17 protein-coding genes and 1 pseudogene are annotated in these 15717 nt (G+C 32.8%); 5 read left to right on the top strand and 13 right to left on the bottom strand.

Going from position 1 to position 15717, the window contains the following annotated elements; all coding sequences use genetic code 11:
* Positions 1-141: 141 nt before the first annotated feature.
* Genes ABI549_RS00760 through ABI549_RS00745 form a run of 4 tightly spaced genes read left to right on the top strand, consistent with a single transcriptional unit; the run spans position 142 to position 1760 of the window.
* Positions 142-462 carry a metalloregulator ArsR/SmtB family transcription factor gene (locus tag ABI549_RS00760; protein WP_348074533.1) on the top strand — a complete coding sequence of 107 codons (321 nt, stop codon included), beginning with the start codon at positions 142-144 and terminating at the stop codon, positions 460-462.
* Positions 459-956, top strand: a complete 498-nt coding sequence (locus tag ABI549_RS00755; RefSeq protein ID WP_348074532.1) for an SRPBCC domain-containing protein — start codon at positions 459-461, stop codon at positions 954-956. The genes ABI549_RS00760 and ABI549_RS00755 overlap by 4 nt, the downstream gene beginning before the upstream one ends.
* Before the next feature lie 6 nt (positions 957-962).
* Positions 963-1385, top strand: a complete 423-nt coding sequence (locus ABI549_RS00750; RefSeq protein WP_348074531.1) for a DUF1801 domain-containing protein — start codon at positions 963-965, stop codon at positions 1383-1385.
* Positions 1386-1400: 15 nt separating this feature from the next.
* Positions 1401-1760 (top strand): YraN family protein, encoded by a 360-nt coding sequence (locus tag ABI549_RS00745; protein ID WP_348074530.1) that lies wholly within the window; start codon positions 1401-1403, stop codon positions 1758-1760.
* Positions 1761-1952: 192 nt separating this feature from the next.
* On the opposite strand, the gene ABI549_RS00740 is transcribed toward ABI549_RS00745, so the two are convergent.
* The 3 genes from ABI549_RS00740 to ABI549_RS00730 all read right to left on the bottom strand — a co-directional run bounded on the left by ABI549_RS00740 (position 1953) and on the right by ABI549_RS00730 (position 4939).
* Positions 1953-2993: an aldo/keto reductase gene (locus ABI549_RS00740; RefSeq protein ID WP_348074529.1), complete on the bottom strand. Its 1041-nt coding sequence runs from the start codon at positions 2991-2993 to the stop codon at positions 1953-1955.
* Between the two features lie 183 nt (positions 2994-3176).
* Positions 3177-4142, bottom strand: a complete 966-nt coding sequence (locus ABI549_RS00735) for an OmpA family protein (RefSeq protein WP_348074528.1) — start codon at positions 4140-4142, stop codon at positions 3177-3179.
* Between the two features lie 35 nt (positions 4143-4177).
* A complete protein-coding gene (locus ABI549_RS00730; RefSeq protein ID WP_348074527.1) occupies positions 4178-4939 on the bottom strand; it encodes an exodeoxyribonuclease III in 762 nt (253 codons plus the stop codon).
* 196 nt (positions 4940-5135) lie between these two features.
* On the opposite strand from ABI549_RS00730, the gene ABI549_RS00725 reads away from it, so the two are divergent.
* On the top strand, positions 5136-6941 hold the full coding sequence (locus ABI549_RS00725; protein WP_348074526.1) for a lysophospholipid acyltransferase family protein: 1806 nt from the start codon (positions 5136-5138) through the stop codon (positions 6939-6941).
* A 48-nt stretch (positions 6942-6989) separates the two neighbouring features.
* On the opposite strand, the gene ABI549_RS00720 is transcribed toward ABI549_RS00725, so the two are convergent.
* From ABI549_RS00720 to serS, 10 genes and pseudogenes are all read right to left on the bottom strand, one after another.
* Positions 6990-7271 (bottom strand): TM2 domain-containing protein, encoded by a 282-nt coding sequence (locus ABI549_RS00720; RefSeq protein ID WP_348074525.1) that lies wholly within the window; start codon positions 7269-7271, stop codon positions 6990-6992.
* Between the two features lie 48 nt (positions 7272-7319).
* A complete protein-coding gene (locus ABI549_RS00715) occupies positions 7320-7703 on the bottom strand; it encodes a VOC family protein (protein WP_348074524.1) in 384 nt (127 codons plus the stop codon).
* Positions 7693-8676: a 2-hydroxyacid dehydrogenase gene (locus tag ABI549_RS00710; RefSeq protein ID WP_348074523.1), complete on the bottom strand. Its 984-nt coding sequence runs from the start codon at positions 8674-8676 to the stop codon at positions 7693-7695. The genes ABI549_RS00715 and ABI549_RS00710 overlap by 11 nt, the downstream gene beginning before the upstream one ends.
* Before the next feature lie 164 nt (positions 8677-8840).
* Positions 8841-9617, bottom strand: a complete 777-nt coding sequence (gene proC, locus ABI549_RS00705) for a pyrroline-5-carboxylate reductase (RefSeq protein WP_348074522.1) — start codon at positions 9615-9617, stop codon at positions 8841-8843.
* An 11-nt stretch (positions 9618-9628) separates the two neighbouring features.
* Positions 9629-10978 (bottom strand): magnesium transporter, encoded by a 1350-nt coding sequence (gene mgtE / locus ABI549_RS00700; protein ID WP_348074521.1) that lies wholly within the window; start codon positions 10976-10978, stop codon positions 9629-9631.
* Positions 10968-11747 (bottom strand): 16S rRNA (adenine(1518)-N(6)/adenine(1519)-N(6))-dimethyltransferase RsmA, encoded by a 780-nt coding sequence (gene rsmA / locus ABI549_RS00695; RefSeq protein WP_348074520.1) that lies wholly within the window; start codon positions 11745-11747, stop codon positions 10968-10970. Before rsmA ends, mgtE begins: the two co-directional genes overlap by 11 nt.
* Positions 11748-11782: 35 nt before the next feature.
* Positions 11783-12085, bottom strand: a pseudogene (locus ABI549_RS00690) (GIY-YIG nuclease family protein).
* 63 nt (positions 12086-12148) lie between these two features.
* On the bottom strand, positions 12149-12460 hold the full coding sequence (locus tag ABI549_RS00685) for a DUF4286 family protein (RefSeq protein WP_348074519.1): 312 nt from the start codon (positions 12458-12460) through the stop codon (positions 12149-12151).
* Positions 12461-12532: 72 nt separating this feature from the next.
* Complete coding sequence (locus ABI549_RS00680; protein ID WP_348074518.1) at positions 12533-14311, bottom strand: tetratricopeptide repeat protein; 1779 nt, start codon at positions 14309-14311, stop codon at positions 12533-12535.
* Positions 14312-14386: 75 nt separating this feature from the next.
* Positions 14387-15658, bottom strand: a complete 1272-nt coding sequence (serS, locus tag ABI549_RS00675) for a serine--tRNA ligase (protein WP_348074517.1) — start codon at positions 15656-15658, stop codon at positions 14387-14389.
* Positions 15659-15717: the final 59 nt, after the last annotated feature.

Here is a 15717-nt window from a genome sequence, read left to right as displayed (position 1 = left end):
ATTGTAGTTAAAGCCTATAAAAATAGGCTCTCAAGAATAAAAAAGTAAATTATTCCAAAAAATAATGTAAAAAAATTTGCGAAACCGAAAAGTTGCACATATATTTGCAACTGATTAGTTTCGTATTTAATAATTATAAAAATGAGAAGAGACGTTTTTCAAGCCATCGCTGACCCAACTCGCAGGGCAATCATAACGCTAATTGCAGTACAAGCAATGACCCCAAATGCTTTGGCTGAACATTTTGACACAACTCGTCAGGCAGTTTCAAAACATTTGAAAATTCTTACTGAATGTGAATTAATTACACAAGAACAGCAAGGACGAGAAATTTACTATAAACTTGAAATTGAAAAAATGAAAGAGATTGACAAATGGTTACTCCAATTCAGAAAAATATGGGAAACCCGATTCAATCAACTCGACCAAGTATTATCAACCATTAAAAACCAGAAAAAATGAAAAATTTAGAATTTGATTTTAGTGTTGACAAATCAACAAAAACAGTATCTATAATCCGAGAATTTGATGCCGAACTTTCGTTAGTTTGGGACGCTTATACAAAACAAGAAATTTTGGACCAATGGTGGGCGCCAAAACCATGGGAATCAAGAACAAAAGTGATGAATTTTGAAGTTGGTGGAAGAAGATTTTATGCCATGGTAAGTCCTGAAGGATTAGAGCGTTGGTCACTTCAAAAATATACTTCCATTACTCTAAAAACCAATTTCAAGGTCTATAATGCATTTGCAGATAAAGATGAAAATCCAGAATTGCCAGGTTCAGAATGGGATTTGAGTTTCAGCGAACAAAACGGAAAGACAAAAGTCAGCGTTAGTATTTACAATGAATCTCTTGAACGTTTAGAGAAAATGATTGAAATGGGTTTCAAAGAAGGATTTACTATGACAATGAACTATTTAGAAGAATTGTTGGCCACTTTATCACGAAAATAATTCTATATGAACATACAAGAACAAATCGCAGCCTATATTGATAGTCAGCCTGAGCCAAAACGCAGTGACATGCAAGCCTTGCGCCGCGCCATACTTCAGGTGTCGCCAGAATGTAAATTATGGTTCTTGGACGGAAAAAACAGTGAAAATAAAACTGTTTCTAATCCTAATATTGGATATGGATTTTACACCATAAAATATGCTGATGGAACAAGCAGAGCGTTTTACCAAATTGGTTTAAGTGCAAATAAAACTGGAATTTCTGTCTACATTCTTGGTATTGAAGATAAGACCTATTTAGTCCAAACGTATGGAGAAAAACTAGGCAAGGCAAGTGTGACTGGTTATTGTATTAAGTTCAAAACGCTAAAAGATATAGATATAAATATTCTTGAAGCAGCGATACGATTTGGGTTTGAGAACAAGTAGAAATGAACAATAATTATGGCAGAACACAATGATCTCGGAAAACTAGGCGAAGAACTTTCGGTTGAATTTCTTCAAAAGAATGGATATACTATTCTAGAAACCAACTGGACTTTTCAGAAAGCAGAAATAGATATTATTGCTCAAAAAGAAAATCTATTGGTCATTATCGAAGTAAAAACAAGATCAAGTATCGATTTTGGCTCTCCTCAAGATTTTGTAAAACCTGCTAAAATTCAACTTTTAGTAAAAGCAGTTAATGAATATGTTATTTCGAACGATTTAGATTTAGAAATTCGTTTCGACATAATAGCAGTTCACAAAGAAGGAAAAGAGTTTAAAATCGAACATCTTGAAGATGCTTTTTATCATTTTTAATTACGGAGCAGAGCATTCGTTTTAAAAAAAGTTAGCCACGAATTACACCAATTATCACTAATTCTTATTCCATTTGAATACTAATTTGCACAGATTTTTACTGTTTTAAGAATTTGTGTAATCTAAAACGCATTTAATTCGTGTTTATTCGTGTAATTCGTGGCGAAAAATTTTAAATATGAATGCCCTTGGTTATGGCGCAGGATTTGGAATTAATTCCTGAATTTTGTTTATTTCTTCTAAAACAGCATCAGTTAACATCACATCGAAAGCATTAATGTTTTCTTCCAATTGGTCTATACTTGTTGCGCCAATAATCGTTGAAGTGACAAATTGTTGGTGGTTTACAAATGCAAGCGCTAATTCGGTTACTGTTAATCCGCAATCGTACGCTAAATCTTGATACATTTTTGTTGCTTTGTAGCAATTTTCGTTTGTGTAGCGCGTAAATTGTGGAAACAAATCAAGTCTTGAATTGGCATGAATTCCGTTTAAATGTTTTCCTGATAAGAATCCGAAACCCAAAGGAGAATAAGCCAATAATCCCACATTTTCACGCATACAAATTTCAGATAATCCTACTTCGAATAATCGATTTAATAAAGAATATGGGTTTTGAATTGTAGCAATTTTTGGTAAATTATGTTTTTCGCTTTCCATCAAAAAACGCATTACGCCCCAAGGATTTTCGTTAGAAACACCAATATGTTTTATTTTACCTTCTTTTATTAATTCATCAAAAATAGTTAAAATATCAAAAATAGAATCTTTCCATTGCTCGTCTATTTTAGAAAGTCCACGTTGTCCAAACATATTCATGATGCGTTCTGGCCAGTGCATTTGATACAAATCGATATAATCTGTCTGAAGATTTTTTAAACTTAAATTAACTGCTTCATGTATGTTTTTTTTAGAAAAATCTAACGGCTGACGTATGTAACCCATACCGCGATTGGGACCAGCAATTTTGGTAGCTAAAACTATATCTCCTCTTTTGCTTTGACCAATTTTTTGAATCCAAGAACCTATGTGTCTTTCGGTACTTCCAAAAATATGTTCATTCCCTCCAATTGGATACATCTCTGCAGTATCAATAAAATTAATTCCTTTTTCTATAGCAAAATCTAACTGAGAATGGGCTTCATTTTCGGTATTTTGATTGCCAAAAGTCATGGTTCCTAGGCAAATAGTACTAACTTTTAAATTGGTATTGGGAAGTGTGGTATATTTCATTTTTTTAAGGCACTGAGTTTCTTAGGCGCAAAGGTACAAAGGTTTTTTGGAAAAAGGCACTGAGGGTCTAAGGTACTGAGTCCCTAAGATTTTTTAAAAAATAATCAACAACGAATTTTGAATTTTGAACAAAAAAAGGCTCTAAGAAAACCTTAGAGCCTTTGTACCTCAGAATCTTAGTTCCTAATTAATATCATTTAACATTTTAGAGATTTCATCTAATTTTGGAGTCAAAATAATTTCGATTCTTCTGTTTTTCGCTTTTCCTTCTGGAGTATCATTACTCATTAATGGAGAATATTCTCCACGACCAGCAGCAGTAAGATTTTGTTTGTTTATTTTTGCGTTTTCACCTAAAATATTCACAATAGATGTCGCTCTTTTTGTAGATAAATCCCAGTTGTTTTCTATTTGACCTACAGCTCCAGCAAACTTATCATTGTCCGTATGACCTTCTATCAGAACTGAAATGTCTGGATTATCCCCAAGAACTTTTCCTACTTCTTCAACTGCTTTTTTACCTTGAGCACCAACAGCCCAACTGCCAGATTCGAACAGCAATTTATTTTCCATAGATACATAAACTTTTCCGTCTTTTTGTTGTATGGTAAGCCCTTTTCCTTCAAATGCATTTAGTGCTTTAGACAAAGTTTCTTTTAGTTTTTTCATCGAAACTTCTTTAGCAGCGATTAATCCTTCTAGTTCGTTTACTCTGTCTGAACGATCTTTTAAGTCAGCACTTAGTTTTTCTAAACGTGATTTTTCGGTAGCCAATGCTTTTTCTTTTGCTTCTAATTGTGCAAGCAAATCACGATTCTTGTCCATGTTTGCTTTTAGAGATTCGTTGCTGTTTTTCTCTAAAGCATTGTATGAACTTTGTAATGTTTTTAAATTATTACTTGATGCAGCATAATCGGCAGCGAGTTTGTCTCTTTCTGCTTTTAGTTTGTCAAGTTCTGTTTTTAGTGTCCCATTGTCTAAATCGAGTTGGTTTTTAGCCGTTTTTAAACTTTCATTTTCGTCAGAAAGTGAGTTGCGTTCTTTTTTTAGTTCGGCAAATTTAGTTTCTAAATCGGTAAATATTTTTTTAGAAACACATGAAGTTGTCATGGCTAATACCAATAATCCTAAGGAAATTTTTTTAATCATTATTATGTAGTTTTATTTATTTTATTGTTTTTAAATCATTCTATTTCTACTAAAACGGGACAATGGTCAGAATGTTTTGCATCGGGCAAAATAATAGCTCGTTTCATCCTTTCTTTGAGTGGTTCGCTAACCAAATTGTAATCGATACGCCAACCTTTGTTATTGCCTCGAGCTCCTGCTCTATAACTCCACCAGGAATAATGATGTGGCTCTTTGTTAAAATGACGGAAACTGTCAACAAAACCAGACTTCATAAAACCATCCAACCAAGCACGTTCTTCTGGTAAAAATCCTGAAGTTTTTGCATTTTGAGCCGGATTATGAATGTCGATAGCTTCATGACAAATATTATAATCGCCACAAATAATTAGATTCGGAATTTCTGTTTTTAACTTATTAATATAATTCTGAAAATTATCCATAAACATAAATTTATGGTCTAATCTTTCGATATTTGTTCCAGATGGCAAATACAAACTCATTATTGAGATGTCATCAAAATCGACACGAAGATTTCTTCCTTCAAAATCCATGTGTTCGATTCCTGTACCAAAAACAATATTTTTAGGTTCAGTTTTTGACAAAATTGCTACACCACTATAGCCTTTTTTTTGTGCAGAAAAATAATATTGATAAGGATAACCAGCTAATGCTATTTCCATAACAGGAATTTGATCTTCGGTGGCTTTTATTTCCTGAAGACAAATAACATCAGGATTTGCGGCTTGCAACCAATCGAGAAAACCTTTAGTAATGGCAGCTCGAATTCCATTTACATTGTATGAAATTATTTTCATTGAAATAAGAATCTTTTTTATCAAAAGTATAGAAAAAATAGTCAATTTAGAAAAGAAATTTAATTTACTTTTAAAGCCTTTATAATCAATCTTTTTAAGATGCTGATTTAATAAGTGAAACGGATTAAGGCGAAAGTTTTTCTGAAAATTAAACAACTTTTGTTATCTTTGTTTTTCGCCAAAAATTCAGAACTAAATGGGTTTAGTTACCGCTAAAGAAGTTGCAAAAGCAATAAATACCGACAAATACGGAGTTTTGGGAACTTTCTCAGGATGGTTGCTCATGAAAGCACTCCAAATATCGACACTTAATAAAATTTATGACAGAAATAAACATTTGTCTGAATTAGAATTCTTAAATGCTATATTAGATGAGTTTCAAATTAAGTTCGAAATCCCAGAAGAAGACCTAAAACGTTTGCCTAAAGATGGTGCATACATTACGGTTTCTAATCATCCGCTAGGAGGAATTGATGGCATTTTGCTATTGAAAATGATGCTCGAAAGAGAACCTAATTTTAAGATTATTGCAAATTTTTTACTTCATAGAATAGAACCTATGAAACCCTATATAATGCCTGTAAATCCTTTTGAAGATCACAAAGATGCAAAGTCGAGTGTGATTGGAATTAAGGAAACACTTCGCCACTTAAGAGACGGAAAGCCTTTAGGAATGTTTCCTGCAGGAGAAGTTTCTACTTATAAAGATGGTAAAATAATGGTTGACAAGCCATGGGAAGAAGGCGCTATTAAAGTAATTAGAAAAGCGCAAGTTCCTGTAGTTCCAATTTATTTTCATGCAAAAAATAGTCGCTTCTTTTACTTTTTATCTAAAATAAGTGATACGTTGCGTACTGCAAAATTACCTTCAGAATTATTAACACAGAAAGACCGAGTTATTAAAGTTCGTATAGGAAAACCAATTTCAGTAGCTGAACAAAACGAACACGAAACCATCGAAGCTTATTCAGAATTTTTACGTAAAAAAACTTATATGTTGGCTAATGCTTTCCAAAAAGAAAGCAAATTGCTTACTGTGCCAAGTTTAAAGTTACCTAAAAACCCGAAAGAAATTGTTACTGGTGCCAATCGAGAAAAAATGATTGTCGAGATTGATAATCTTCGTGAAAAAGGCGATAGATTATTAGAAAGTAAAAATTATGAAGTGTTTTTTGCTCAAGCCAATGATATTCCTAATGTTCTGCACGAGATAGGTCGTTTGCGTGAAATTACTTTTAGAGAAGTGGGTGAAGGCACAAACGAATCGATAGATATAGATAAATTTGACAAACACTATCACCACTTATTTTTGTGGGACTCGGAAGCAAAAGTAATCGCAGGAGCTTACAGAATGGGGTTGGGATCGGAGATATTTGCAAAATATGGAATAGACGGATTTTATCTTCAAGATTTATTCCGTTTCGAACCCGAATTGTATGATATGATGAGTAAATCTATCGAAATGGGTAGGGCATTTATCATTAAAGATTATCAGCAAAAACCAATGCCTTTGTTTTTACTTTGGAAAGGAATTGTGCATACAACATTACGCAACCCTGAACATACTTTCCTCATAGGTGGTGTGAGTATAAGCAATCAGTTTTCTGATTTTTCGAAGTCGCTTATGATTGAGTTTATGAAATCTAATTATTATGATCCTTATATTGCACAATATATTCATCCTAAAAAAGAATATAAAGTAAAACTAAAAGATGCTGATAAAGACTTTATTTTTAATGAAGCTGAAGCCGATTTGGTAAAATTTGATAAATTACTAGATGAACTTGAACCAGGTAGTTTGCGTTTACCAGTTTTAATAAAAAAATACATCAAACAAAATGCAAAAGTAGTGGCGTTTAACGTAGACCCATTATTTAATAATGCCGTCGATGGATTGATGTATATAAGAATCGCAGATATTCCTGAAAGCACAATGAAACCTGTTATGGAAGAATTTCAGGCAGAATTAGAAAGAAAATTAGCAGAAAAAGGAGAATGTTAAGATTTAAATAAAAAAAGGCGAGAAAATTAATTTCTCGCCTTTTTATTTTTAGAACCAGCCTTTTTTGCCTACTTGATAAGTTTGGTAAAATTCTTCGTCACTTTTAGTTAGATAGATTATGCCTTCTATAAAACCGACAATACTAAATATCCCACAAGTAACAATAGAAACTACAATTTGTATAATTCCTTCTTGAGTATACCCTAAAATAAATTTATGAATTCCCAAACCACCAAATAAAATACCCATTATTCCGGCTAAAACTTTTTTGTTTTCTTGTGTTGGTTGTGTTCCATTGTTCCAATTTTCTGTTGGTTTAGTTGTTTCCATATTTGTTTTTTAATTTAGGCTAATATATAAATTTTTACAAAAAAATAATTATTTAGGTTCCCAAAGTTCAATTTTATTCCCCTCAGGATCTAAAATCCAACCAAAATTACCATAATCATGAGACTCCATTTCACCTATAATTGTTACACCTTCTTCTTTTAAAACTTTCAATAAAACTTCTAGGTTATCTACTCTAAAGTTCATCATAAATTGTTTTTCACTCGGCTCGAAGTATTTTGTGTCTTTTGCAAACGGAGACCATTGTGTTGCGGCCTCTTTTCCTTCTTCGTCTTTCCAGCGGAAAGTACAACCATAATCATTTACAGGAAGACCTAAATGATTTTTATACCATTCTTTAGTCGAATCAGGGTTTTCACTTTTGAAGAAAACACCACCTATTCCCGTTACTCTTTTGATGTCTTTATTGCTCATTTGTATATTTTTTGATTGATGTTAAATTATAAAATCTTTTGATCTTATCAACTATAACTTGTGCCAATTTTTCTTTGCTTTCTACTGTCCAACCTGCAATATGAGGCGATAGCAAAACATTTTCTGCTTGTAGTAAATACTCGAAAGCGGCTGGTTTCTGGTCTTCAAATAAGTTTTCGAAAGATAGTTTTTCGTACTCTAAAACATCGAGTCCAGCTCCAGTAATTTTCTCTGATTGTAATGCTTTAACCAAATCCTGGGTTACTACATTCTTGCCACGAGAGGTATTTATAAACCAAAAAGATTTTGCAAAAGCACTAATAAAATTAGCATTTATCATTTTGTCTGTTTCGGGAGTCCAAGGAATGTGCAGACTTAAAACATCGGCTTTTTGTTGTAATTCTTGTAAGGTTACTTGTTTTGCATTGCTGTCTCCAACATTTTCGAGAATGTCATAGCATAAAACTTGCACATCGAAACCTCGTAATTTTTTGGCAAATGATTTTCCCATATTTCCGTAACCTATAATCCCGACAGTTTTTCCGTCGAGTTCGTGACCGCGATTGGATTCTCGGTTCCATTGTCCAGAACGAATTTCTTTATCGGCTTTGTTCAGGTTGTTCATTAACGAAAGCAACATGCCTAATGAGTGTTCTCCCACCGCATTGCTATTGCCTTCGGGTGCGGCGATGAGATGAACTCCTTTGCTGATGGCATAATCACAATCGATGCTTTCGAGTCCTGCACCTACACGAGCTATAAATTGTAAGTTGGTGGCTTTGTCGAGAAAAATTTTATCAATTTTGAATCGGCTGCGAATAACAATGCCTTGATAATCATGAATTTTTGCTTCGACTTCTTCTTTTGACGAAGCAAAATCTTCGTGGTTTATAAATCCTGCTTCTTGCAATTGCTCCATAAGTAATGGATGATTGCTATCGATATGAAGGATTTTTATGTTTTGTGGGTTCATCTTTATATAAAAAAATAAAGATAATTATTTTTGGTACATAAATGAAACTGATTTTGGAATGTAATGTTGATTTTTTAGCCCTGATAGCAACGGAAATCCTTTTACTTTTTTCTTTAAAAAGTAAAAGATTGTAGTGAATAGCAGGAATAGTTTCAAATAAAAAATTACTCTTTTATTTTTTGTAAGGAAGTTTTTATTCCTTTTATTAAGGAAGAACTAAAGCCTTGGTGTTCCATTTCGTTGAGTCCTACAATGGTACAACCTTGTGGTGTAGTTACTCTGTCTATAAGTTGTTCTGGGTGTACTTTTTCTTCCAGAAGCATTTTTGCTGCTCCTTTTGCTGTTTGTGCTGCTATAGAAAGTGCGGTTTGCGCATCGAAACCAATTTCTATTCCTGCTTGCATCGAAGCACGAATGTATCGCAAAGCATAAGCTGTTCCGCAAGCGCCAAGAACTGTAGCGGCATCCATTAGTTTTTCTTCTATTATGGGTGCTGTTCCTAATTGTTGGAACAAAGAAATTACTTTTTGGGCTTCGGTTTTGTCTTTCTCTTCAAATGAAATACAAGTTGCCGATTCTCCAAATTGTATCGCAATATTTGGCATAATTCGTATTACGGCATGGTCGTTTCCAACGATGTTTTGAATTGTATTTATGGATACGCCACTGACTGCCGAAATGATGGTTTTATTTTGAATTTTATCAGAAATTTCTTTTAAAACAGTTTCTATCTGATGTGGCTTTACGGTTAAAACAATAATATCTGCATCTTGAATATTATTTGCATTATTTTTAGAAATTTCGATTCCTTTTTCTTGTAAATAAGAGAGGATTTCTATGTTTCTTTTGGTGACTTTTACTTGATTATTTGTAGTGTATTTTACTATTCCTAAAGCGATGGCTACGCCTAAGTTTCCGCCACCTATGATGTGTATTTTCATTTATTAATAAATTAAACGCCTAATATTAATTTTGCAATCATAAAATACAAAATGATTCCAAAAACATCGTTGGTTGTAGTAACGAAAGGTCCTGTTGCTATTGCTGGATCTATTTTATTTTTATGCAAGAAAAAAGGCACTAATGTTCCCAATGTTGCTGCAAAAAGAATCACAACAATTATAGATATTGATATAGCAAAACCAACCAAATATTGTTGATACATTACAGAATGATAGGCTAATAACAACAAAGAAATTATAGTTCCAGAGATTAATGCCACGGTCAGTTCTTTCGAGAAATAATTTCGAGAAAATTGTTTTAATGTTCCGTTTGCTAAACCTTGCACTACGATTGCCGATGCTTGTACTCCGACATTTCCTGCTGTTGCAGATAATAATGGAACAAAAATCATTAATGTAAAATAGGTTTTCATAGTCATCTCATTACTTTTCAAAACATAAGATGCAATAATTTCTATAACCATTCCGATGAGTAACCACGGTAATCTTGCTTTTATGAGTTCACGAACGCTGTCGTTTGCTTCGACATCTTGTGTAATACCCGCTGCCAATTGGTAATCTTTTTCGGCTTCGTCTTTTATTACATCTACAATATCATCGATAGTTATTCGACCTACTAATCGACCTAATTCGTCGGTTACAGGAATTGCTTCTAAGTCATATTTTTGCATGATTCGCGCTACTTCAATATCTTCGGTATCGACCATTACAGAATTTAGTTTTCGGATATATACTTCGCTAATTGGTGTTTTTGCTGAGGTTGTAAGTAAATCCTTAAGCGATAACCTTCCTAATAATTTATCTTGTTCATCTACGACATATATAGAGTGTACTCGAGAGATGTTTTCGGCCTGAATACGCATTTCTTTTATACAAGTAAGTACGTTCCAGTTTTCGTAAACTTTTACGAGTTCTTTGTGCATGATTCCACCTGCTGTGTCTTCTTTGTAACGTAATAAATCGACAATATCTTTGGCGTGTTCTACGTCTTGAAGTTCTGATATTACTTCTTCTTTCTTACTTTTAGAAAGTTCGGCAATAATATCGGCAGCATCATTTGTTTCTAGTTCGTCAAGTTCTTCGGCGATTTCTTTTGGAGACAAGCGACCCAATATATTTTCACGTAAATCGTCTTCGAGTTCTAATAGAATTTCGGCTGTTTTTTCGGAATCTAAAACTTTAAAAATATAAGTTGCTTCGTCAAAATCTAGTTCATCTAGAATTTCGGCAATATCAGCATGATGCAAATCATTTAGCAAAACTTCCAATTGTTGGTCGTCTTTTTGCTGAATGAGTTGCTCTAATTCTTTTATTAGATCTTTGCTGATTTTAAATTCCATCGGCTTCTATTTTTTTTGTCAATTCTATAAATTGTTGCACATCTAATTGTTCTGGGCGAAGATTAAAAACTTCATCTTCCCTCAAAATATCGGACAAATTTAGTGTTTTTAAACTGTTTCGCAATGTTTTTCTTCGTTGTTGAAACGCTGTTTTTACTACTGTAAAAAATAATTTTTCGCTACACGGCAAACTATAATCTTTTTTTCTTCGCAAACGCAATACGCCTGATTTTACTTTTGGTGGTGGAATAAATACCGTTTCATCGACGGTAAATAAATATTCGGCATCATAAAACGCTTGCACTAAAACCGATAGAATTCCGTAGGTTTTTGTTCCTTTTTTCTCGCAAATTCTTTGTGCTACTTCTTTTTGAAACATTCCTGCAAATTCTGGAATTTGGTTGCGATATTCTAGAGCGCGAAAAACTATTTGTGTCGAAATATTGTATGGGAAGTTTCCAATAATAGCAAATTGCTTACCATCGAAAATTTCGTTGATATTATATTTTAAGAAATCCTTAGAAATTATTTTATCTTTTAGTTTTGGATAATTTTCATCAAGATAAGTTACCGATTCCGTATCGATTTCGATGACGTAAGTTGTGACTTCTTTTTCTAATAAATACTTTGTAAGAACGCCCATTCCTGGGCCAATTTCTAACAAATCATCATAACCTTCTAGATTTAAAGTGTCGGCAATATCTTTTGCAATACTTTCGTCTTTTAGGAAATGCTGTCCGAGGTGTTTTTTTGCTTTTACTGCTTCCATACCGCTTTGTCTTTCCCGCGAAGGCGGGAATCTATTTAATTATACCAATCTTCCGAAAGGTCTTTCCAATCTTTGTTTTCTTCTTCAATTAAATTGATTTTCCATTTACGATTCCATTTTTTGAGTCTTTTTTCTCGAAGTATGGCATCATTTATATATTGGAAAGATTCAAAATAAACTAATCTATTTACATCATATTTTGAAGTAAATCCTTTATTTGTTTTTTGTTTGTGTTCTAAAATTCTTCTTTATAAATCGTTTGTAACGCCAATATATAAAGTTCCATTTTTTTGACTCGCTAAAATGTATATGTAATATTGATGCGTTGTTTTAAACATTTAAAATTAGGAATTGTTTTTTATTTTGGTTTCCCACCTGCGTGGGAAAGACAGGATTCTTAACTAATGTTCACTGATTACTTCTAACTCTGTTCTAAAAGCCAACATTTTATCACCAAAAAGACGCAATCCTTCTTCGCGCATTTTCGGTGCATCTTCTTCATAATATTTTTGTAATGTTTTTTTACTGTCGGTTGTAAATTGAATTGAATAGGTAACTCCACCCATTTCTTCTTCTATTAAAACTTTGACCATTCTAGCCGAACTAAATTTACCTGTTGCTAGAACTTCGGCAATATGTTTCTCTTGCATCCAAGAAAACCATTGGTCATGTACACTTTCGTGAATATTTATGGTTACGTTGTATATTATCATATTTTAGATTATTAGACTTTTAGATAATAGATTGTTAGACTTTTCGAAAAATCTAATAATCTAAAGGTCTGTTTATAAATTCGTGTCTCCTCGCAATTTTCTGTAATTATTTCTTGCTTCTACGAAATAAATACTGTCTTCGTGGGCAAATATTATTTTCTCATAATACGCTTTTGCTTTTGCAATATCAGGCAGTTGTTTTCTGTAAATTTCGGCCGAAAAAAACAAAGCTTCATCGATATAAATTCCATCAGCGTGTTTGTCTATTATTTGTTGGTAATAGTTAAGTGCTTGGGGAAAATCATTTTGTTTTTCGTACAATTTTCCAATCCTGAGCAAAGTTACATCTTCTATCTTTTCTCCTTTGTGTTGTGCTAAAATAGTTTCAAATGATTGTAATGCTTCTGCGCTTTTGTTTTGATAAGCTAAAAAATCGGCTTTCGCGAATTTTTTTAAAGCTACTTGCGTCGAATCTTCGACAGTATTGTCGCTAATGAGTAAGAATAATTCCATCGAATCATTAGCGATAAGTTGTGATGTTGATGATTTTAAAACTGTAAATTGTTTTTGTGCCCAATCGAAATCTCCTTTGTAATAACTTGCTTTTGCCATTTTTAAGCTGGCTTCGTGCGCTATTTGATCATTTTCTAAATCATCTTCTATTTGAGCATAATAGATAATGGCTTGATTAAATTTTTCATCTAACAGCAAAACATCGGCCAATTCCATTTTCACATCTGCTTTTTGATAATTATTCAATGGTAAATCTAAGGCTTTGGTCAAAATTGTTTTTGCCGATTCGAATTGTTTTAAATAAAAAGCATCAAAATGTGCATTTATAATTTGTAATCTTATAGAATACGGTGAAATCCCATATTTCTTTAATAACAAATCCAGTTTGTCTTTTATAATTGGATATTCTATTGGGGTTGCTTTATCAATATCTATGGATATTAATTGATAATGAGCTTCCATTTGTAATTCTAAATCTTGTGTGTTTAGTAAAATAAAATTTAGTATTTCAGTAGCGGTTTCAATTTCATTATCATCGATAGTCAGTTTTGCTAAATTAATGATATTGAGTAAATTATCTGAATTTCTTTTAAAAATAGCTTTTTCTTGTATGAATGCTTTTGCATATTCTTTTTGTTGTACAAAAAACCAACTCATGTATTGGTTCCAGAAAATATCTTGTGTTTTTTGGGTACGTATAAGCAATGCTTTTTTTAGAGTATCAGAAAAAGTTTTCTGAGAATCTTCAGACATAAAACGTGTTAATTGGTTTTGAACCAATGGTAAATTACTAGGAAACTTTAAAGAATAATCGAGTAAGGTATCAATCATTAAATCTATTTTTCCCATTTGCCCTTGCAATAAGGAAACTTGATAATCGAAATTTGCATCAGGATTGCCTAAAGCCCCTAAACGATAGGCTTCGATGGCTTGTTCGACCAATACTTTTTGCTCGAAATCTCGTGCGACAGTATAAACATTATTTGGGTTTTCTTTTATTTTCTCAAGCGCAATTTTATAGTTTTTATCGGCTTTATCCGTGTTTTTTTGCAACTGATAATTATACCCTAATTCGATATATAAATTAGGTTGCTTAGTTTTGTCTATTCTATTTTTGATAATCGTTTCGGCTTTATCAAATTGTTTTAGTTGTTGGTAACAGGCTACTTGTTTCTGAAAATAATTGTAATTATTGGGCTGACCTTTTACTAAATCTTCATAAATAAGTGTTGCTTTGTCGAACTCACCTCTGTCAAAATAATTTTGCGCCAATTGTTCATTTTGCGAGAAAACAAACATTGGAAATAACAAAACGATATATAGAAATAAATTTTTCATTGATTATCTAAAAAAACAATGTACTAATGTAACAATTTTATGCTTCATTAGTACATCTAAAAAATTGTGTCGATTTTAATTAATTATATCAAAACCTGTATATTTTCTGAGTACTTCGGGAATTACGATTCCTTCGGGTGTTTGATAATTTTCTAAAATTCCCGCTAAAACTCTTGGCAAGGCCAGTGAACTTCCGTTTAATGTGTGAGCCAATTGGTTTTTACCCTCTTTATCTTTGAAACGCAATTTTAATCTATTAGACTGAAATGTTTCAAAATTAGACACTGATGAAATTTCCAACCAACGATCTTGTGCTGTGCTAAAAACCTCAAAATCATAAGTTAATGCCGATGCAAAACCCATATCACCACCACAAAGACGAAGAATTCGGTACGGTAATTTTAGTTCTTGTAAAATACTTTTTACATGTTCTACCATACCTTCTAGTGCTTCATATGATTTGTCAGGATGCTCTATGCGAACGATTTCTACCTTATCAAATTGGTGTAAACGATTTAAACCACGAACGTGAGCTCCCCAAGATCCTGCTTCACGACGGAAACAAGGTGTGTAACCTGTACACAAAACTGGTAATTCGTTTTCGTTTAGAATAACATCTCTAAAAATGTTGGTTACAGGAACTTCTGCAGTTGGAATAAGATATAAATTATCTTTTGCATCGTGATACATTTGTCCTTCTTTGTCTGGTAATTGCCCAGTTCCGTAAGCAGAAGCTTCATTTACCATGTATGGCACTTGGTATTCTAGATAACCAGCATCTGTGTTTTTATCCAAAAAATAAGAAATAAGAGCGCGTTGTAATTTGGCTCCTTTTCCTTTGTAAACTGGAAATCCAGGTGCTGTAATTTTAGTGCCTAATTCGAAATCGACAATGTCATATTTTTTTATCAACTCCCAGTGTGGTTGTGCATTTTCGTGCAAAACAGGAATATCGCCTTCTTGAAAAATATTTAAATTTTCTTCAGGTGTTTTCCCTTCAGGAACAATATCTGCTGGAAGATTAGGTAAGGTGTATAGTTTGTCTAACAAGTCTTTTGCTAAAGCTTCTGTAATTTCAGAAAGCTCTTTACTTTTTTCTTTATTTGTAGCAATTTGTTCTTTTAGAGCAGTAGCTTTTTCTTTTTCTCCGCTTTTCATTAAATCACCAATCGTTGCGGATATTTTATTAGATTCGGATAAAACATTGTCTAATTCTACTTGTGTAGCACGACGTTTTTCGTCTAGTTGCACCACTTCTTGAACAATAGCAGTAGCATCAATACTTCTTTTTGCCAAAGCTTTGATTACTTTTTCCTGATTTTCTCTAATAAATGCGATTTGTAACATAACTTAAATTTTTAATAAGAACGCAAATTTAGTAATATTTCTCGAAGGAACTTAGAAAT

The organism is Flavobacterium sp. (assembly GCF_039932285.1).
Lineage (GTDB): Bacteria > Bacteroidota > Bacteroidia > Flavobacteriales > Flavobacteriaceae > Flavobacterium.
Note: the sequence above shows the minus strand (reverse complement) of the source record. Positions and strands in the feature narration are given on the sequence as shown.